The sequence below is a fragment of the Bacillus mycoides genome (genome assembly GCF_018742245.1).
Taxonomy (GTDB): Bacteria; Bacillota; Bacilli; order Bacillales; family Bacillaceae_G; genus Bacillus_A; species Bacillus_A cereus_U.
Genome location: NZ_CP036132.1, coordinates 158,953 through 179,855, shown reverse-complemented (window position 1 = coordinate 179,855; position 20,903 = coordinate 158,953). Strand labels below are relative to the sequence as shown.

Here is a 20,903-nt window from a genome sequence, read left to right as displayed (position 1 = left end):
GCGCAAGGTTATTTTTTCGTTTCTGTTTGAAAACGTTTATAGTATGTCGATGCTGTTGAAAAATTAATTTCTATATCACGAATCAACGATGAATCTTCTTCTTTAGCTAACTTCTGTAATTTTTTCATCGCTTGTTCTGATTCATTTAAGAAACCAACATACATTTCATGTTCTTGTTCTTTCGACTTCGGTACATGAATTTCTTTACGCATATGATCTATATCTTCTAACATGCCCGTTGTTACATTTTGCACGTCTTCCTTAAATTTAGCATTAGTTATTTCCTTACCGCCCTTTTCTTTTGCCACTTCAAATAACTGTAACGCTTTATTAATTTCCTTGTTCATCTTCGCATCATACTTTTCATGTACCTCACGATACACTTTCGTATCTTCTGTCTGTTCAGTAGATTGCTCTACCTTTTCTTTCGGTTCTTTCGTATCTTTCGTGTCTTTATTTCCATTACATCCCGCTAGAAGGAGCATACCCCCAAGCATTGCAATACCGAAAACCTTCTTCATCTCTTATTCTCCTTTTATCTACATCTACTACGAATTACAGTTTCTCTTATCTCCACTTGTTTTATTATACCGAGAACGTCCTAAATTTTGCACTTAAGATGATCTCTTAATAAATATACCCACATTTTTGTCACATTATCGTCACTTTATGCAAGTAACTTCTCCATCACTTCACTACTCTACCTTACAAAACTGTAAGCACTCATAGAGAACAAACCACGCTAGACTTACATATGCATAACGCAAGCGTAGTTAAGTTTTTAAGGAGAATCACCTATGTACAATACAATACCTTTTATGGGAGAAGATATTCGTGTCCTTATTCGTGAAAGATCACTTCATATTGAAAACACAGAAAACCTTCGCCGCGTATTAAAAAAGCAACATGCTCCATTTAAGTTAGCCCAATATTTAAAACAACAACATACAAATCAATTTCATACTGTGCTAAATATATCGGATAAATCATTAACAATCGAGATTATCGGTCATGTCTACATTGGAAATTTTGCAGATGTCTTAAAAGAAATTCCACGCATACCGAAGATTGCTCCTATTATCGTTGAGAGGGCATATAGAATTACAGATCATACTGATATTATTGACTGCGGGGAGAAAGAGGTCGACAGTAACCGCTGGGTATGGGATAAACTTGCTTTCTTATATGATGCGATCATGAATAATATGTATGAGTTATTTCAAAGAAATGAAAAAAAGAGCTGATTCAGAGAAATGTTTGAATCAGCTCTTTTTTGTTAAGCCTCTAAATTTTGTTTTTGTTGCAGTTCAAACTGCTGTTCACTTCTTTTTGCCATGAATAAATAGCATAACACAGCACCAATTTCACAAAGAGCTATAACAACACCCATAGGAAGTGCTGTATTACTTCCGCCAATACCTACTAGCGGTGCAACAAGCGCTCCTGAAATGAACTGTAATAAACCTAGTAAAGCTGATGCTGTTCCTGCTGCTTGTTTTTGATTTCTCATCGCTAACGAGAAGCCAGTTGTTGATACAACCCCAACACTTGATACAACGAGAAATAGCGAGCATAAAACACCGATTAGACCTATTCCAAGTGCGATTGTAAGTAGTAACGATAGACCGCCAACAGCCGCAATAACAATACCGGAAACAAATAATGTCTTCTCATTCACTTTCCCTGCTAAGCGGCCAGTAACTTGGCTAGCAATAATAATACCGATACCGTTAATTGCAAAGAACAAACTAAACTGTTGTGGTGATGCCCCGTATATATTTTGCAACACGAACGGTGAACCAGAAATATAAGCAAACATTGCAGCTGTTACTAATCCTTGCGACAATGCATAACCCATAAATAAACGATCTTTCAGAAGCTTTCCGTATGTCGCCAGCGTTCCCGACAAACCACCTGTCTCTCTTTCTTCAGGAGGTAATGTTTCACGTAATACGAAAGTAGATGATATTAGCATGAATACACTAATTGCTCCAAGAACGATAAAAACGCCGCGCCATGATGTGAACTGTAATAATTGTCCTCCAATAATCGGTGCCAAAATAGGTGCTGCTCCGTTTACTAGCATAAGCAGTGAGAAAAACTTCGTCATTTCAGAACCCGAATACATATCACGTACCATTGCACGTGATATAACGATACCAGCAGATCCTGAAGCACCTTGTAAGAAACGTAAAAGTACTAAACTCCAAATAGATGGTGCAACAGCACAAAGTAAAGAAGAAGCAACATAAATAATAAGAGCGATAATAAGAGGTTTGCGTCTTCCGTAAATATCACTAATTGAACCAACAAATAACTGTCCCACTGAAAGCCCAAGCAGACAAGCAGTTAATGTAAGCTGTGCAAGGGATGCACCCGTTTGTAAATCATCCGTTAACTTTGGTAAAGAAGGCAAATACATATCAATAGATAATGGCCCAATTGCCGTAAGTGTCCCTAATACAAGAATCATCCATAACCTGTTTGTCTTTACAGGTTTATATACTTCGTGATTAACTTCATTCACTTTTTCCATTCACCCTTTCATATAACTACTTAACCGTAACAATTATAGTTACAACATAAATATACGTCAAGTATACCGTATTTTCCTGTTTAATAATGTAAAAAAAGCGATAGAATCTCTATCGCTTTACTGTTTCAAATTACTATTTGTAAATTTAGATACAGATGCCATCATTTCTCCTGTGTCTAAATATGTGATTTGAATTGGATCTCCTACTTCTGTAAACATTGCATATGGGAATTTCTTCGCCGGTACCATGAATACTTTTTGCTCGTTTTCTAATAGTACGTACACAATCGTATTTTCACCTGATTTTTCTTTATACACACGTTGTACAGTACCTTCTTTTTGCGCTTCTTTCCCATTTGAAGTCGGTCTAAATGAATCACCACTTCCACTCAGCGCATTTTTATAATTCTCAAGTGCTTCTTTTTGCGTTGAACCTGTTGCAAACACTTTTGCATTAGAAGCATATATAACAGTATGAGCACGTACTAATCCCCCGTCATCAATAACCGGTACAATCCAAGAAGGTTTACCATATACGTTATAAATAACCGGCATTGTTCCATGCCATTTCTCTCTCTTAAAGGAATTATCCACTACTTCTGTAGCAGCCGAACCGTCCATAATTCCCTTCACTTCTTTTCCGTTATAGTAATACAACTTTCCTGTACGTGCATCAACTAATGAGTAACCGAGGGCAGAATCTACTCCTTCTTTCGGAGAGGTGAAATCTGTAAAGTAATACAGTTTACCATCCTTTCCGAAGATTGGCGTAACGCCTTCCTTCGTCCCCCACTCAGTCGGAATCTTCATGTCAGTTTGTGAGAATTTCGTATTCCAAAATCCGTGAATATATTTTCCGAAGTACGTATTTAACGTAGATGCTGTTTCATGATTTAATACACCATCAACGAATTTAGGTGCATTCCCTTTATCATATCGTTTCACATCACCTGTTTGTGCATCAACAACGACAACGCCTTCTACTTCAAACCCTGATCTTCCTGAAATAAACTCACCGTATGTCATTGTATAATACGGTTTTCCTTTATCATCAACTTCAAATTTTGGTTTCCCTTTAAAAACTAAATCTGGCTCTGCTTTTCGAACGACACGTTCTAATTTATTACCGAAAAACATGCTTGGTACATACTTCATTTTATATCCAAGATGTAATTTCGCTTCCGCATCAGGATTTGTACCTGACATTGTTACGTAACCTGGAATTGTTTCCGCTTTACGTGCTTTAAAAAATCCCGAAACTTCTATCGGTGCTACATACAAGGCTTCACCATTTACCATTTGTGGCGTTAATTCCCCTAGCTCAAAATAAGCTACTTTTGGAATATCACCAAATACCTTTTTCATTTTATTTTCCGCTGTTTTAGGCGGAACTGTAAACGGTTGGTCATTTTCAGTAAATGGCTCCGAAATATCTTTCTCTACCTTCACGACCGAATCATATTTCTTTTGCGAGATTACTATATCGTGCAAATAACCAAAATAGCCGTAACTTGCGAGTAAAACAAACATTAGAAGTCCTTTTAACGTACCTTCTAATTTCCCTACCTGCTCTTGTGAGAATAAAACAAGCCCAATTAAAATCGCTACTGCAACAGAATAATGAGTAAGAATAGAATCTGCTCGATCATCAATTAGCCAAAAATATTCATAGATTGCAATACCTATCCAAAATAAAACAGGAATAACTAAAATAGATGATTTCTTACCCTTTACAACTTTCTCATTTCCTCCTTTATCCACCGCGCGAATTTTATTACCGCTTCTAGTCCATGGAATCAAAAATAAAGTGAGAATAGCTAAAACTATAAATTTCATCAAAGGCAATGTCCCCTTTTCTTTTGTCTTCTCCATAAGTATAACAAATAAAGGGTAATCAGGTAAAAATGGGTATGATTATATTTTTTTGCTACTTAATACAATTCCACTCACTACATATAAAACTGAAGCAATGTAAAAAATAGTCCCTATCGTAAAGAAATCCACTAGGTAACCAGTTGCAATTATAGCTACTCCGCCACCAATTGATGTCCATACATGGTATTTTCCAATTTCGTAACCAGCTTCCTTATGCGCTACCTTTCGTGCTAACGATGTCTTCTCCGTATTACGCTGCACAGCACCTAAAATACCCATTAAAATTTGGAGAATGTATACATGCCAAACTTCTGTTGCAATAGGGAAACAAAGCATTAATATAGCCATGGACCATGCGTATATAATTAATAACTTTCTATCACCTATCCTATCAGAGGTTCTTCCAACTAACGGATATACTAGAGCTGAAGTTAAGGCAAATAAACCGTACGCCCAGCCAAATTGCGAGAAACTATTTCCAACATTTCGAAGCAATAGTATATAAAAAGGAAATACCATGCTACCCGCCATCATAATAATGCTTTGTGAGGCCACAAATCTTCTATATGTCATTTGCTATACTCCTTATAAAATAAATTCACAAACCTTTCCTCTGGGTCTAATTCCTTCTTTTTCTGAAGGAATTCTTCTATGCGAGGATACGCTTTCTTTAGTTGCTCCTTTTCCGGATAAGAATAATACGGTAAATAATAACTTCCATTATGCTTTAAAGTAACATCAATCATCTTCTGAATGACCACTTTTGTTTTCTTTATTTCATCCTCAGAACGCCCTTGATTAATTAGAAGCACAAGCGCAAACATATCATCTTTCGCATAAGATAGCACCGCCTTCTCATTCTTTTCTACATAGCGGATTGTAATGTTAAGAAGGTTTAATTCCTCTTCATTTAAAACAATTCGCAAATCATCTATATACTCTGCAAAACCATCTATCGGTACAAAGTACTCTTGTAAAACTTCGGTCAAGTTTGGATTATCGTATTCCATAAAAGCACTATCAGATCTCATTACGTTATTTCGAGTTTCGTACTTACCATCTGTACGTTCAAAATAACTTCTTTGTATATCCCAAAATGCGCCCTTTCCCCAGTCACTATAACGTGATAATCCAAGTAAGAATTTCGGCGCAGCTATAATATTTTCTTCTTTTAATTTGCTGTACTCTTTCAACTTCTGTTGATCTTCTGCTAGTACATAATCTGTCACATACATTTCTTTTAAAAATGAATTTGGGGCAACAGAAATACGTGCTAAATGCATACGTATATTCTCGTCCCTTCGCACTTTATTCTTAAAGTATGAAGAGTATTCTTTATAATCTAGTACCTTCGTATGCGTTTCATACAATTCATCGTTTGTTAACTGTAGCGTCACATCTAAAATCACACCAAACAATCCATATCCCCCAATTACATACGGAAACAAATCAGCATTTTCTTCTCTACTTACATTACGCACTGTACCATCTGCCATTAACAATCTGAACGACTCTACTGTATCAATCAATGCTTCATGACGAATATCACGCCCATGTACATTTACACTTAATGAACCACCAACAGTAAAAATATTTTGAGATTGCATCACTTGAACTGCAAGACCATATGGATTGATTTTCTTTTGAATGTCATTCCATGTGACACCGCTTTGCACCCTAATCCTCTTCTTCTCCGGATCGAATTCTAATATTTCATTATACCCTTTCATATCAAGCATCGTACCGTTCGGATAATACGTCTGCCCGCCTTGGCTATGTTGCATACCTGCAATAGAAATCTTCTCTCCAGAAACATTTGCATCTTGCACTAACTTTTTTAATGAACTTTCATCCTCAGCATTTTCAACACGTTTAATTTTCGTTGGAAGCAACTTTCCTACATCGCTCATAATAGGATGTTCTAGTTGCTCTTTGTATGTATATATAGAAGTCGCGAGCAACACTGTATACGCTACAATAACAACTGCTATCTTTCTTTTTTTCAAATGGCACTCTCCTCTTCTAACGTTCTTCCTCTTCATATTGTACCTATTTTCCTACGAAGAAGGTATTAACAAAAAAGAGAGAGACCCTTTATTTTAGGTCCCTCCCTCATCAAGACTGTTACTTTGCTGCTGGCAGCTGTATTGGCTCAAACTTTTCGTACGATGTATATTTTGCATTCGTAATAATGTGTGCCTTATCCTCACCATTACTACTCATAATCATATCTATCTTCGCTGATTCATATTTAAAATCTTTTGTAATGATATATTCTGCATCCACTTCTTCTATCTTTGCGTTTTGTGCTTGTAGCATTTTCTTCTGCGTTTCATCCATGCTAGCTAGCATACTCTCTGTTTCTTGCCCTTTTAATATAAACTTCAGCTTATATTTATCTCCGCTTTTCTCCATCTTCATTTTATCTAAAACTACTGCTGGCACTTCTAAATTATCTATAATATCTTGAGTGGCTTTCCATCCCGCCAGCATTTAATTGCTCCTCCGGCACAGATATAACTTCTCCTGTATTAGGATTTTTCACCTGACCAGCAACTTTACCATCCACAGCATACACTACAACATCTGTACCAGAAACATTCATTTCAGAACGCGAATTCTTTTTCTTTGGCTCTAATTGCATTTTAGCCTTTAGTACATCCATCTCTGTTCCTTCAGCTTTTATCCCTACATCATATGCCATCGTTACATGTTCTTCATTTTTAAAAGCTTCATTCGCTTTCTTGAAAACATCCTTCGCTGCTAATTCCTTTTCTTTTTGTACCGATTCTTTTTTCGGTTCATCCGTCTTTGTTGTTTTCTCATTACTACACCCTGCACCTAAAATAACTGCAAGGACTAAACTAGAAGTTAAAATAAGTTTTTTCATAATTCCCCCTCCTTCCCAAAAGGATATCATCTATTTTCCTTTTAAATCTATATAATTTTTAATATTTCTATTTAACTTTCTTCCTCTCCTAACAACATGTTTAAAGGAATACTAAAAATAAAGTATATTCAGAAAATAAAGTTGACAATTCTTTTTGTAAGATTTACTATTAGTACCATATTTAAAAACTAAATACACATACTCTTATCAAGAGTGGCGGAGGGACTGGCCCGATGATGCCCGGCAACCGAGCTTATAACGTATAAGCTAAGGTGCTAATTCCTGCAGAACGATTTTCGTTTTGGAAGATAAGAGAGGAACCTATTTCGTCTATTCGGCACCTCTCTTATTTTTGAGAGGTGCTTTTTATTTTGGAACGCATATTAAGGAGGAATTATAAATGAAAAAGGTATTATTAAGTCTTGTAAGTGGAGCTGTATTATTGTTAGGCGCATGCGGTGCTAATTCTGATAAAGAGGTAAAAGCATTAGATGAGAAAAAGATTACCGTTGGTGTAACAGGTGGACCGCATGAACAAATTTTTGAAAAGGTGAAAGAAGTTGCAGCAAAAGATGGCCTCCAAATCGATGTAAAGGTATTTAATGATTATGTAGCACCAAACGTATCTTTAGATGAAAAAAGCCTCGATGTAAATAGCTACCAAACTAAATCTTATTTAGACGTATTTAAAACTGAACGTAATATGAAATTGACTGAAGTATTTTCCACAGTAACATTCCCTATGGGTATATACTCTAAAAACTTAAAAGATATAAAAGAATTAAAAGAAGGCGACGCAATTGCTGTCCCAAATGACCCAACAAATGAGCTGCGTGCTTTAAAGCTATTTGAAAAAGCAGGCGTTTTAAAAGTTGATCCAAAGGCTACGGAAAAAGCGACTGCAAAAGATGTAATTGAAAATCCGAAAAATTTAAAGATTGTTGAATTAGAGGCATCTCAATTACCAACGCAGCTAAGTGAAGTGAAGGCAGCTGCGATTAATACAAACTTTGCATTAGGCGCAAAATTAAGTCCAGCGAAAGATTCTATTTTCCGCGAAGGAAAAGATTCACCATATGTGAACTGGGTCGTTGTTCGTACTGAAAATAAAGATGATGCAGTTGTAAATAAATTGAAGAAAGCTTATCAATCTAAAGAAGTAAAAGATTTCATTGAGAAAAAATTCGATGGTTCTGTTTTACCGTCTTGGTAGGAGCTGACTATAATGATTGAATTAAAAAACGTCTCCAAAGTATTTACAACAAAAAAAGGGAATGTTGAGGCCCTTAAACCAACTTCCCTTAAAGTAAAAAAGGGCGAAGTATTTGGAATCATCGGATATAGCGGTGCTGGTAAAAGTACATTAATTCGCTGTGTAAATTTATTAGAAAAACCAACGACAGGAAATATCATTGTAAACGAACAAGATTTAACAACCTTATCGACAAAAGAACTCGCAAAAGCGAGACAAAAGATCGGCATGATTTTTCAAGGATTCAATTTACTTAAAACCGTTACCGTTTATGAAAATATCGCACTACCCTTACGTCTATCTGGTCTTCCCAAAAATGAAATTGAAAAAAGGGTAGAAAAGTATTTACGTATTGTTGATCTTTTCAATAGAAAAGATGCCTATCCAAGTGAACTTTCTGGTGGTCAAAAACAGCGTGTAGCGATCGCTCGCGCACTATCTCATGAGCCTGAAGTTTTATTAAGTGATGAAGCAACAAGCGCATTAGATCCGGAAACGACCGATTCTATTCTTGATTTATTATTAAAGATCAACGAAGAAATCGGAATTACGATTTTGCTAATTACACACGAAATGAATGTCATCCAGCGTATTTGTGACCAAGTTGCTGTAATGGAACATGGATCTGTAGTCGAAAGCGGGACTGTGAAAGATATTTTCACAAACCCACAACATATAACGACGAAGAAATTTGTAAATAGCGCATTTGCAGCGAAAATTCCAGAAGAGGTACAGAAAGAGCTACAAAGTACTGGAGAAATCGTAACACTTTCATTTATAGGAACCGCTTCAGGAGAACCCGCGTTAGCTATCGCTACAAAACGTTTCCACGTATATCCTAATATTTTATCAGGCAATATTACGCAGTTAAAACATGAGGCATATGGAAAACTGGTTGTTCATATGCAAGGTGAAAAAAGTGAAGTACACCGTGCCTTATCATTTTTACAGGAACAAGGAATTATCGTAGAAGGAGGTAGAACAGATTATGGGAAACAAGTCCTTTTTGGATGAGTGGGGTAACGTAATATGGGAAGCAACAATTCAAACATTTCAAATGACATCTATTTCACTACTTATCTCTATTCTAATTGCGTTACCACTCGGTGTAACACTCGTTTTAACAAGACCTGGTGGCCAACTAGAGAATAAAATCGTATATCCGATTCTTAATACAATTATTAATGTCATTCGCTCTCTGCCATTTATCATTCTATTATTCTTTATTTTACCTTTTACAAAATTTTTAATGGGAACATCTATTGGTGTGCAAGGTGTTATCGTACCACTTGTCGTATTCACAGCTCCCTATATTGCTCGTTTAATGGAAACGGCTTTACTGGAAGTGGACCGTGGTGTTATTGAAGCATATCAAGCAATGGGGGTTTCTACTTTAAAAATCATTTGGCACGTTATGGTTAAAGAAGCTCGTCCATCTCTCGTACTCGGATTAACAATTGCAACGATTGGCTTAATCGGTGCAACAGCAATGGCTGGACTTGTAGGTGCTGGAGGCCTTGGTGACCTAGCATATCGCTTCGGACATTTACGCTACGAACCTGAAGTAATGTATGCAACGGTCTTTATTTTAATCATTCTCGTTCAAGGGTTGCAGTCTTTAGGGAATGGTGTTGCACGAAGATTGAAGAAAGATTAAAAAGAAGGTATCTCACTGAAATGAGATACCTTCTTTTTATTTATAAATTTATCTCTTAAATCCACCTTCTGAATGAATAACTTGCCCTGTAATCCATCCGGCTTCTTCGCTCACTAAAAACTTAATAAGTCTTGCTGCATCTTTCGGTTCGCCTATTCTACCAAAAGGAAACATCGGTTTTAATCCTCTTTTTATCTCTTCTGTCATCCATCCCGTATCAGTTGGACCTGGATTAATTGCATTCACTGTTATTCCTAGATGGGCCACTTCTGCTGACAACGTACTAGTAAGGGCATCAATAGCTCCCTTCGTTGTTGCATAAGCTAGTTCCCCGGCCATAGGCCCTTTAAATTGTCCCGAAGTAATATTAACAATTCTACCGCCGGATTTTTTATCAAATCCTTGAGCAAACTTACTACTTAATAATGTAGTGCCGCGAACATTTACCATATAATGTTTATCTAACTCTTCGGCAGTTAAATTGGAGAAATCATTATTCGTAGAGTACGCTGCATTATTAATTAATATATCAGGGTACCCCATTTGTTCAGTAACTTTATTTATAAGTTGTTCCGGCGCATCATTCCGAGTTAAATCTAACTCCATACTTGATACTTCAACACCGTTCTTTATCAGCTCTTCTTTTAATTGTATTTGTTCGTTTGGATCGACGCCCCAAGGCATCTCTTTATCGTAATTCGTCCAGTACGTAAAAAATATATCGTATCCTGCTTCAGCTAATTCTTTACAAATCGCTGCACCAATACCATCTAAACGACTAACACCTGTAACAACAGCTACTTTATTTTTTAGTTGATTCATCATATACTCCTCCAAGTTTAAAGGACGCATATTTTATATAAGAGATATAAACTTTCCCCACAGGTATCTATCCTTACAAAAGGGATGTACAAGCCAAATATGCAGTCCTTGCATGATTTACAGATAGCTAAATAAGCCCTCACTCATGAGAGAAAAATTCATCTATCTCATTTCGAATCATTACAAGTTCATCCACATATCTACTCTTTATCCCCTTTCAATATATCTCTATTGTTAGTCTACCAAAAAAGATGAAATGTTACAAAAAATAAAACAATTATTCATAACCTATCTTTGTTCACACTTCCTCCATTGTGAACTTATTCACAATGGATATATAATAAACATGTAAATACAATATACATTGGAGGGATTTCAATGGTTATCAATTTTTTAAGAACTGATAAACGCGCTACTTTCATATTATTATTTTTACGACTTTACATAGGATATGCATGGCTTGCTGCTGGAATAGGAAAAGTTTTTGGACAATCTTTTGACGCAAGTGGTTTTCTAAAAGGAGCTATCGCTCAAGCATCAGGTAGTCACCCTGCAGTACAAGGCTGGTGGGCAGATTTCCTTCAACATTTTGTTCTTCCAAACGCAGACCTATTTAGCTTTTTAGTTCAATGGGGAGAAATTTTAGTAGGTCTCGGTTTGATTTTAGGTGGATTAACAAAAACAGCTGCATTTTTCGGAATCATAATGAACCTTTCATTTTTATTAAGCGGAACTGTTAGTGTAAACCCAAACCTGCTTATTTTAACTATGTTCATTTTAGTTGCAGGACAGAATGCTGGACGTATTGGATTAGATGGTTATGTTTTCCCAAAACTTTTCAAAAAAAATAACCGTGAAGCATATAAATTAAGTAAAACTGCATAAGAATAGTTCATCTTTTAAATATAAATAAGGAAAGAGCCTACATTCAGGCTCTTTTCTCATTTACACCAAAATATTTCACAGTTTGCCTTATCCGAAATATTAAACTCAATCATATATAACCGGATAAATGTGTACGACTTTATTTCAAGCACCTAAAAAGCTTAAAGACTAAAACAAGACATTATAAAACCCTAAAACCTTCCATACTTTCTCCAAGAATATAGTGTGAAAACCACATCAAATTCTGCTTCATAATAGCCACATGAATTCCTGGCTGGTCAGAACTATATGCCATTCCTTTAAATATAATTAATTCTGTATCAACTTCCATATCCCTTAATCCTTCATATAGCTCATATGCATTTAGAATTGGAATTCTTGCATCCTTTTCGCCATGCTGGATTAAGGTAGGCGTACAGGCTGATTTAATATACGTCATTGGTGATATTTTCGTATATATCTCTGGATCATTCCATGGAGTATTTCCTAAATGCATCCTAATGAAGTAAGGGATATCTGTATTCACATAATGGGTACTCCAGTTAGTAATTCCACCTCCAACTGAAATAGCTTTAAATCTATTACTAAATGTAGAACAGAAAGCTGATATATATCCCCCGTTGCTCCATCCCATAACCCCTACTCTATCTTTATCTGCAATCCCTTCTTCAACTAGTTTATCCACTCCAGATATAACATCATCGTAGTCAGCAATTCCCTGTTTTCTATAGTTTGCTTTTAAGAACTCATTACCATAACCAGAACTTCCTCTATAGTTTGGCTCTAAAACTATAAAGCCTTTTTCGATAAACTGCTCAATCGGATATTTTTCATTAAAACAGTCTGAAAATATTGGGAAGGATGCCCAAGCCGGACCACCATGGATTACTACTAATAAGGGATGTTTTTTACTTGCATCAAACTCTACTGGAGTTGATAAAACACCCTCTATTTCAAGACCATCGCTACTTTGCCATGAGATGATTTCCCTGTTACTTTTAAGTTTCCCTTTGAAAAAGCTAGTTTCATCCGTTATTTTTTTATCGTCTAAATAGACTTCAAAGGTTTCATTTGTTATAGCTTTATTATAGGATATATGATTTCCATCCTTTGTTATAGAAGCATCCATTATAAAGCCATCTACTTTGTCACTTAACATTTCCACAGTGCCATCCTCACATAGCAATCCAATACGATAGTTAGTTTTATCCTGCCATCTAATTAAAATCCCCTTAGCTGTCCACTGTAATGGCATAACCGTACTATCAAAGTTTGTTAGAGGCTGAATTACCTCTCCAGTATTCATATCATATATCTCTAATGTACTTTCTTGTATATGGTTTCTATAGTAATTCTTCTCTCTTATACTTGCTGAGTAACATATTTTGCTGCCCTCAGGAGAAAAGCAAACGCTCCCGCCCAACAACTTATCTACATTCATCTTTTGTAGTTCCTCAGCTTCAACATCTAATATGTATAGATCACCATTCATATGATCGTTTAGGCTTGGTGTAGCCATAAATACAACCTTTGTCCCATCATTTGAAATATCAAAGTTATGTATATAAAAATCCTTATCCTCCGTTAATTGATAAACACCGCTAATTTCTCGTTCCCCTTTATCATTTTGTATCACTTTTTCTATTTCAATGTAGTATAAACAATTATTCTGGTGTTCCTTACCTATATGTTGAAAATCTCCATATAGTTCCTTACGTTTCTTTATCTCCTCACATTCTTTTGACTGTGCAACATAGTAAAAACCTTTACCAGTAGGCTCCCATTTGAATGTACTGATTCCTTCTTCCTCATCAGTAATTTGCACCCCCTCATAACCATCTATTGATTTAACAAAGATCTGATTTTTCTTATTATCCGCGTTACCAACCGGGCTAAGGTATGCGATATCCTTAGAATTTGGAGACCATAATGGGTATGTACTATCTATATCCCCAGTTGTTAACGGATAACTCTGCCCCTTATCTTTTTCATATATCCATACATGATTCCTATATGTATTGTCGTTCCAGTTAGCTGTCTTCTTAACAAATGCTACTTTTTGGCCATCATCACTTATGTTTGTACCTGATAAGGTTGGTAATGAAATAATTTCTTCTATACCTAAATATGTTTTTCTCTTCATTTTCATTAATAATCCCCCTCGTAATGTCTAGTAATCTAATTTGTTCAATAAAGTGAAACTTTAATCAGTGGGGGTGGTTTCCATCACCCACTGATTATTAGCCCTTACCAATCGGGTTTTTACGGGCAGCCCGACCCCCACCTAACTTCCTCGCATTCGCCGAATTTCGGGGAGTCTTACTGCCCGCAAATAGCGGGATAAACCTCTGTCATATGCTGCATCCTTTAGAACTGTGTTTAGCTTTCGCCACTGTAATACCCCGTCCTTTACCAACTGTTAGTCAAAAGTTTGTTGCCATAACAATTGGATCAGCTGTGTGTTTAATCCCAAGCTCTTGAGCAATAATACTCCTCTCTTCTTGTGATAATAAAGGAATTTTTTCATGAATACCTAAACGATAACGGAAAATTCAGTTAAATAAAAGCGATTCCGTTCCAAATTTGATAAAAATTCATGTTGTCTGGCGGTCTTTATACCTTTTAATCTTGTTGAACACCCTAATTAGGAAACACCTTGCATTTTAAGCCAAGGCTAATAATTTCCCCCGCTGCCATTTCCTCACTATCGATTTTAGTTGTTCTTTTTCTTTTCGACACAAAAACACCCCTTTAGATAATCATATCCAAAGGGGTGACTTTCTTTCCAATCAACAATACACTAGTTACTCTACCAATTTCCTACTCAACCGTAACAGACTTAGCTAAGTTACGTGGCTTATCAACATCACATTCGCGGTGAAGTGCTGCGTAGTATGAAATAAGTTGTAATGGAATTACTGCTACTAGCGGTGCTAGTGCTTCGTGTACAGCTGGTAATACGAAGCTGTCGCCTTCCATTTCTAAGCCTTTCATTGAGATGATACATGGGTTAGCTCCGCGTGCTACTACTTCTTTCACGTTACCACGAATTCCAAGGTTTACGTGCTCTTGTGTAGCAAGTGCGATAACCGGTGTACCGTTTTCGATTAAGGCGATTGTACCGTGTTTTAATTCTCCACCAGCAAATCCTTCTGCTTGGATGTAAGAGATTTCTTTTAGTTTTAACGCACCTTCTAAACCTACGAAGAAGTCTACGCTACGTCCGATGAAGAAGCAGTTACGCGTTGTTGCTAAAAATTGTTTTGCTAATGCGTCCATTTCTTCTTTTTGATCACAAAGTACTACCATTGCATTTGCTACAAGCCCTAATTCGTGTGTTAAATCGAAATCAAGAACTTCACCTTTCGCTTTTGCAATGTCAGCTGCTAAGATTGAAAGTACTGCAAGCTGTGCTGTGTATGCTTTCGTCGATGCAACTGCGATTTCCGGTCCCGCATATAAAGGAAGTGTATAATCAGCTTCACGAGAAAGCGTAGAACCAGGTACATTTGTAATCGTTAATGCTTTATGACCCATTTCATTTGTTTGCACAAGTACTGCACGGCTATCAGCTGTTTCACCACTTTGTGAAATGTAAATAAAGAATGGTCTTTCTGTTAATAATGGCATGTTATAAGAGAATTCACTTGCTACGTGTACTTCAACTGGTACTTTCGCAAATTTCTCAATGAATTGCTTTCCAACAAGACCTGCATGATAACTTGTTCCGCATGCAATGATGTAAATGCGATCGCTATCTAAAATTGCGTTACGGATATCTGCATCCAGTTCAATCTCGCCATTTTCACCTTGATACTTTTGAATAATATTACGGATTACAAGTGGTTGCTCATCGATTTCTTTTAGCATGAAATGAGGATACGTTCCTTTTTCAATATCACTTGCATCTAATTCCGCTGTAAACGGTGCACGTTCAATCGTTTCACCTTGTAAGTTTTTAATCGTAATGCTTTCTTTTGTTACAATTACGATTTCTTTATCCATTAACTCGATAAATTGATCTGTAACTTGTAACATCGCCATAGCGTCGCTCGCCACAACATTAAAGTTGTCACCAACACCTACTAATAGCGGGCTTTTGTTTTTAGCAACATAAATCATGTTTGGATTTTCAGCATCAAGTAGTCCAATTGCGTAAGAACCATGTAAAAGAGATAACGTTTGACGGAACGCGTCTTCTACACTTAGTCCTGTACTTACTTGTTGTTCCATAAGCTGCACGATAATTTCTGTATCTGTTTCACTTACGAACGTTACATCTTGTAAATATTCCTTTTTCACTAACTCATAGTTTTCAATTACACCGTTATGAACTAGTGTAAAGCGTTTTGATGTACTTTGATGCGGATGCGCATTTAGTTTGCTTGGAACACCATGTGTAGCCCAGCGTGTGTGACCGATTCCCACGCTTGCTGCTACATTCTCTTCTACGACTTCGCGAAGTTTTGCGATACGGCCTTTTTCTTTGTATACAATAACACCGTTCTCTGCTTGTACTGCAATACCTGCTGAATCATATCCGCGATATTCTAGCTTTTCTAAACCTTTTAATAAAATTTCCTTTGCATCTTGCTCTCCAATAAATCCTACGATTCCACACATGTTTAGTCGCCGTTACAAATGCTTACACTGCTCTGCGAACATGTAACGACATAGTCCGATACCATTTTTATTTATACTAAAAAACGGATTACATATTGCTAGCCCTGTAAGCTTGTAACGGCTTTCACCTTCCTCTCGATTGGGTTAAAGTCCGTATATACTTATACAGCTAGTATTCATCCGTTCCTCTTCTCTCATCACACTTTTACCTTTGTCCACTAAGTCACCTTAATGTTTTAAGTAAAAGTTTACGGTTGTGATGAACAACCGGGAGTCATCCGCCGAAATCTCGATAAACTCCACCTCGTCAACTACACTACTTGTAGTTCTGGCGCTTTTATAATTTACAATATTTCCTTTGAGAAAAAGAACAAGACCATCGTATAACAAACAATATAAATCGTCAATGAAATTTTTTTCATTGTCTATAAAACATATGAAAAAGGAGCACTTTTTGTGCTCCTTTTAAATAAAATCGGCTAATTATTCAACGCCAACTTCAGCTTTCACAACTTCTACAATACGATGTACATACCCATCACAAATTTCTTGTGTCGGTGCTTCTGCCATTACACGAATAAGTGGTTCTGTTCCAGATGGACGAACAAGAATACGACCGTCTCCGTTCATTTCTTCCTCTACAACACGAATAATTTCTTTAATTTTTTCATTTTCTAATGCTAGTTTTTTATCTGTTACACGAACGTTTACTAGTAATTGTGGGAATTTTGTCATCTCACCTGCAAGCTCAGATAATGGCTTTTTCGTCATTTTCATGATGTTTACAAGTTGAAGTGCACTTAACATTCCATCACCAGTTGTAATGTAATCAAGTAAGATAATGTGACCTGATTGTTCTCCGCCCAAGTTATATCCACCACGTTTCATTTCTTCCATTACGTAGCGGTCACCAACTGCTGTTTTATCACTTGTAATACTGTTTGCTTCAAGCGCTTTGTAGAAACCTAAGTTACTCATAACTGTTGAAACAACTGTATTATGTTTTAATTGACCAGTTTCTTTCATATACTTCGCGCAAATAAACATAATTTGATCGCCATCAACGATGTTCCCTTTTTCATCTACAGCGATTAAACGGTCGCCATCACCATCAAAAGCAAGTCCGATATCAGCACCTTTTTCTTTTACTAATTCAGCTAAGACTTCTGGATGTGTAGATCCTACGCCTTCGTTAATATTCATACCGTTTGGAGAAGTTCCCATCGTTGAAATATCAGCTTCTAAGTCTGCAAATAAGTATGGAGCTAAAGAAGAAGTCGCACCGTGTGCGCAATCTAAAGCGATATGTAAACCAGAGAAATCTTCCTCTACAGTTTGTTTAATGTATTGTAAATATTTTTGTCCACCTTCAAAATAATCACTCACTTGGCCAAGGTTAGTACCTGTTGGACGTGGTAACTCGTCAACTTCTTTGTCTAATAATGCTTCAATTTCTGCTTCTTGCTCATCTGTTAATTTGAAACCATCTGAACCGAAGAACTTAATTCCGTTATCTTGTACTGGATTATGAGATGCAGAAATCATAACACCCGCTTGTGCATCTAAAGCTTTTGTTAAATAAGCCACACCTGGTGTAGAAATAACACCAAGACGCATTACTTCTGCTCCAGTTGATAATAGACCTGCTACTAAAGCTCCTTCTAACATATGTCCAGATACACGTGTATCACGACCAATAATTACTTTTGGACGATCTGTATCTTTTGTTAATACATATCCGCCAAAACGTCCAATTTTGAATGCTAATTCAGGTGTTAATTCCTTATTTGCAACCCCGCGTACTCCGTCTGTACCAAAATATTTACCCATTATTATTCGCTCCTTTTTCGTGCTCTTTTTGATTATCTACTGTTGGTTCTTGGCTCGTTTCTTGGCCATTTTCTTTGTCTTTTTCTTTGTCTTTTTCTTTATTTTTATCTTTTTCCTGATCCTTTTCTGGATCCGGTTCAGGATTTTTTGGTTTTTCAGTTTGATTTTCTTGATTGTTTTTTGAATCTGGTGGTTCAATATTACCTTGTACTTCTTTATCCGGCTTTTCTTTCTTCACAATTGTGACTTTAGCACTTTTTTGTTTTGCTTCTATCGAAATATTACCAGGACCGCTCACTTGAATAGAAACATCCTTCGTCCCCGGAGATACATTTTGCAGATTAATCGCCGCTGTTATTTGAGCAGCTGTTATTTTATCTACTATACTTGCTTCTCCTGAAATATCAACGCTTATCTTTCCATCTTGTGGCGAAAGTAGCTGAGCAGTAACATCATTCGGAATTCCATTTTTTTGAATCGGGATACCATCAATAGTTTTACTTTTCGTTTGTTTTACCTTTTGTACCCCTACGGAAACCTTCACTTGATTTGGTTTTGCACTTGTTACACCTTTTGGCAATAAAACAGAGGCATCGAATGTTGTAGAATCCGTCAATTGACTAAGATCTACCTCGACCCCCTCTATAGATTGTATATTATCCAAAATGTCTTTTGGACCTGCTATCGTTACTTCTTTTGGTTCAACACTAATATTTGTAACTGCTAAACCTTCTGGTAAATTCCCTTTTTTCGAATATGTTAAAGGAACTGTTTTTTCGACGTTATTTGCTGTAGCTTGTGTCGCTACATTCACCGTTACACTTATTTTAGATGGATTTGTTTTTACATTTAAACGTTTTCCTTCTTTATTGTATAATGTAACGTCTGCTGTTTTTGTAACAGTTTTATTAACGCCTTTTAAGTCGATGTATGCCTTAGCCGATGAGATACTTTCTATTTCTTCTTTTGTTCCAACGACTTCAACAGTGTCGGGCTTAATACTTGATTTCTCAATAGTAGCACCTGCTGGCATCTGATCTTCATTTGATAATTTTAAATCTACATGAACATATTTTTTAGCTTTTTCGTGAAGAGTGACTTTAATTGTTGCTGGTTGAACTATCCCTTTTACATCATCTGGGAGACCATTTGCTTTTAAAGAAACTTCATAAGTTCCTTCTGGACGATCCCGCAAATCAACAGGTATATTAAATTGGCTTTTTGCTTTTGCTGTAGCAACCGCTGCTTTTGGCCCTTCTAACTTCACCTTGACTCCACCTTGTGGAATACCACTTACAATATACTTTTCTTCATCATATTTAAGGGTAATGGGATAATCAGTTAATGTTTCTTTCGATTCATTTACGAAAGGTAATATACTTGATGTTGTATTTTTTTCAGTTAAAGTTGCTGACATAAAAAGCATACACGCCAATAGTAATGAGATTCCTTTTAAAAACCAATTATTCTCCATTAACTTATCCATGACGCTTTCTCCTCCAATTCCATAAAGACGAAGAAGTCGTTTTTTCATTCCCACTAAATTCTGTTAACAACATATCCTTCAGCTGTTCTGTCTTCAAATCACGATGTAACTTACCGTTTTTCGTTAAAGAAATTTGACCCGTTTCTTCCGACACAACTACTGTAATACTATCAGTAACTTCACTAACTCCCATTGCAGCACGATGCCTTGTTCCTAACTCCTTAGAAATAAACGGACTTTCTGATAGCGGAAGATAACATGCTGCTGCTTTAATTGTACTTCCCTGCATAATTACTGCTCCATCATGAAGAGGCGTATTAGGGATAAAAATATTAATGAGTAATTCTGATGAAACATTTGCGTTCAGCGGAATACCCGTTTCCACATAGTCACCCATCCCAGTCTCTTTTGACAACGTAATTAATGCACCAATTCTACGTTTTCCCATATATTCCGTTGCTTTCGCTATCGCTGTTGCAACAATTTCAGGTTCATCGTCCTCGTGAGTTCCTACACGTGAAAACAAGCTGCCTCGTCCTAGCTGCTCAAGTGCTCTTCGTAATTCTGGCTGAAAGATAATAATAACAGCTAAGAATCCCCACGTTAATACTTGTTCCGTTAGCCAATATAGCGTATGCAATTCAAGTAAAATACTGATCATCCGGACGACAATAATAACTGTAATACCTTTTAAAAGTTGAACAGCCTTCGTGCCCCGGATTATAAGAATTAGCTTATATATAATAAACCATACAACAGCAATATCTAATGCCGTACTAAGATATTTCAAAATGGTCGTATCTTCAAAAGGCATACTAACCCTTCCTCCTACTTACGAGCAATTCTATCCATATATTGAAATATTATTTTATGCTCTATCTGTATGTATTTCCAACAACTAGTTAATTATACCATACATGAAACAAACGACAATTACAAACGCCCCCTTAGCTTAAATTGGTAAGATGTCAAACTTTCTTATCCTACAGTGTAATATAAGTTATTATACGCCTATTTTCCAATAAAAAAAGCAACTTCACAGTTGCT

16 protein-coding genes, 2 pseudogenes and 1 riboswitch are annotated in these 20,903 nt (G+C 36.4%); of the genes and pseudogenes, 5 read left to right on the top strand and 13 right to left on the bottom strand.

What is annotated here, in order from left to right; translation table 11 throughout:
* Positions 1-8: 8 nt before the first annotated feature.
* On the bottom strand, positions 9-521 hold the full coding sequence (locus EXW56_RS01035) for a hypothetical protein (protein ID WP_002113360.1): 513 nt from the start codon (positions 519-521) through the stop codon (positions 9-11).
* Positions 522-797: 276 nt separating this feature from the next.
* Between EXW56_RS01035 and EXW56_RS01030 the strand changes: the two genes are divergently transcribed.
* Complete coding sequence (locus tag EXW56_RS01030) at positions 798-1,244, top strand: hypothetical protein (protein WP_002113359.1); 447 nt, start codon at positions 798-800, stop codon at positions 1,242-1,244.
* A gap of 32 nt (positions 1,245-1,276) precedes the next feature.
* On the opposite strand, the gene EXW56_RS01025 is transcribed toward EXW56_RS01030, so the two are convergent.
* The 5 genes and pseudogenes from EXW56_RS01025 to EXW56_RS01005 all read right to left on the bottom strand — a co-directional run bounded on the left by EXW56_RS01025 (position 1,277) and on the right by EXW56_RS01005 (position 7,301).
* The gene (locus tag EXW56_RS01025; protein WP_070127834.1) at positions 1,277-2,536 is read right to left on the bottom strand and encodes a multidrug effflux MFS transporter; all 1,260 of its coding nucleotides are present in this window, start codon (positions 2,534-2,536) and stop codon (positions 1,277-1,279) included.
* 117 nt (positions 2,537-2,653) lie between these two features.
* Positions 2,654-4,372 carry a DUF3981 domain-containing protein gene (locus tag EXW56_RS01020; RefSeq protein WP_002113357.1) on the bottom strand — a complete coding sequence of 573 codons (1,719 nt, stop codon included), beginning with the start codon at positions 4,370-4,372 and terminating at the stop codon, positions 2,654-2,656.
* Positions 4,373-4,450: 78 nt separating this feature from the next.
* Entirely contained in the window at positions 4,451-4,984 is a 534-nt protein-coding gene (locus EXW56_RS01015; protein WP_002113356.1) for an MFS transporter, read from the bottom strand.
* Positions 4,981-6,417 (bottom strand): FAD-binding oxidoreductase, encoded by a 1,437-nt coding sequence (locus EXW56_RS01010; RefSeq protein WP_215597124.1) that lies wholly within the window; start codon positions 6,415-6,417, stop codon positions 4,981-4,983. Before EXW56_RS01010 ends, EXW56_RS01015 begins: the two co-directional genes overlap by 4 nt.
* Before the next feature lie 118 nt (positions 6,418-6,535).
* Positions 6,536-7,301, bottom strand: a pseudogene (locus tag EXW56_RS01005) (hypothetical protein).
* Positions 7,302-7,502: 201 nt separating this feature from the next.
* Positions 7,503-7,616, top strand: a riboswitch (SAM riboswitch).
* An 85-nt stretch (positions 7,617-7,701) separates the two neighbouring features.
* On the opposite strand from EXW56_RS01005, the gene EXW56_RS01000 reads away from it, so the two are divergent.
* The 3 genes from EXW56_RS01000 to EXW56_RS00990 are packed head-to-tail and all read left to right on the top strand — an operon-like array spanning position 7,702 to position 10,210.
* Entirely contained in the window at positions 7,702-8,514 is an 813-nt protein-coding gene (locus EXW56_RS01000) for a MetQ/NlpA family ABC transporter substrate-binding protein (RefSeq protein ID WP_215557805.1), read from the top strand.
* A 12-nt stretch (positions 8,515-8,526) separates the two neighbouring features.
* Positions 8,527-9,567, top strand: coding sequence for a methionine ABC transporter ATP-binding protein (locus tag EXW56_RS00995; RefSeq protein ID WP_002202043.1), 1,041 nt, complete (start codon positions 8,527-8,529; stop codon positions 9,565-9,567).
* Positions 9,542-10,210 carry a methionine ABC transporter permease gene (locus EXW56_RS00990; RefSeq protein WP_002202044.1) on the top strand — a complete coding sequence of 223 codons (669 nt, stop codon included), beginning with the start codon at positions 9,542-9,544 and terminating at the stop codon, positions 10,208-10,210. The genes EXW56_RS00995 and EXW56_RS00990 overlap by 26 nt, the downstream gene beginning before the upstream one ends.
* Positions 10,211-10,258: 48 nt before the next feature.
* On the opposite strand, the gene EXW56_RS00985 is transcribed toward EXW56_RS00990, so the two are convergent.
* Entirely contained in the window at positions 10,259-11,035 is a 777-nt protein-coding gene (locus EXW56_RS00985) for an SDR family oxidoreductase (RefSeq protein ID WP_002159586.1), read from the bottom strand.
* A 375-nt stretch (positions 11,036-11,410) separates the two neighbouring features.
* Here EXW56_RS00985 and EXW56_RS00980 point away from each other — a divergent pair, with 375 nt between their 5' ends.
* Entirely contained in the window at positions 11,411-11,917 is a 507-nt protein-coding gene (locus EXW56_RS00980) for a DoxX family membrane protein (protein WP_002202045.1), read from the top strand.
* A 181-nt stretch (positions 11,918-12,098) separates the two neighbouring features.
* Here EXW56_RS00980 and EXW56_RS00975 read toward each other — a convergent pair whose 3' ends face one another.
* The 6 genes and pseudogenes from EXW56_RS00975 to cdaA all read right to left on the bottom strand — a co-directional run bounded on the left by EXW56_RS00975 (position 12,099) and on the right by cdaA (position 20,670).
* Positions 12,099-14,066 (bottom strand): S9 family peptidase, encoded by a 1,968-nt coding sequence (locus EXW56_RS00975; RefSeq protein ID WP_215597123.1) that lies wholly within the window; start codon positions 14,064-14,066, stop codon positions 12,099-12,101.
* Positions 14,067-14,737: 671 nt separating this feature from the next.
* On the bottom strand, positions 14,738-16,540 hold the full coding sequence (gene glmS, locus EXW56_RS00970) for a glutamine--fructose-6-phosphate transaminase (isomerizing) (RefSeq protein ID WP_002202047.1): 1,803 nt from the start codon (positions 16,538-16,540) through the stop codon (positions 14,738-14,740).
* 12 nt (positions 16,541-16,552) lie between these two features.
* Positions 16,553-16,738 (bottom strand): annotated as a pseudogene (locus tag EXW56_RS00965) (hypothetical protein).
* Positions 16,739-17,023: 285 nt separating this feature from the next.
* A complete protein-coding gene (gene glmM / locus EXW56_RS00960; protein ID WP_002113341.1) occupies positions 17,024-18,370 on the bottom strand; it encodes a phosphoglucosamine mutase in 1,347 nt (448 codons plus the stop codon).
* On the bottom strand, positions 18,363-19,856 hold the full coding sequence (locus EXW56_RS00955) for a CdaR family protein (protein ID WP_002202048.1): 1,494 nt from the start codon (positions 19,854-19,856) through the stop codon (positions 18,363-18,365). The genes glmM and EXW56_RS00955 overlap by 8 nt, the downstream gene beginning before the upstream one ends.
* Positions 19,849-20,670 carry a diadenylate cyclase CdaA gene (cdaA, locus tag EXW56_RS00950; protein ID WP_002202049.1) on the bottom strand — a complete coding sequence of 274 codons (822 nt, stop codon included), beginning with the start codon at positions 20,668-20,670 and terminating at the stop codon, positions 19,849-19,851. The genes EXW56_RS00955 and cdaA overlap by 8 nt, the downstream gene beginning before the upstream one ends.
* Positions 20,671-20,903 lie beyond the last annotated feature (233 nt).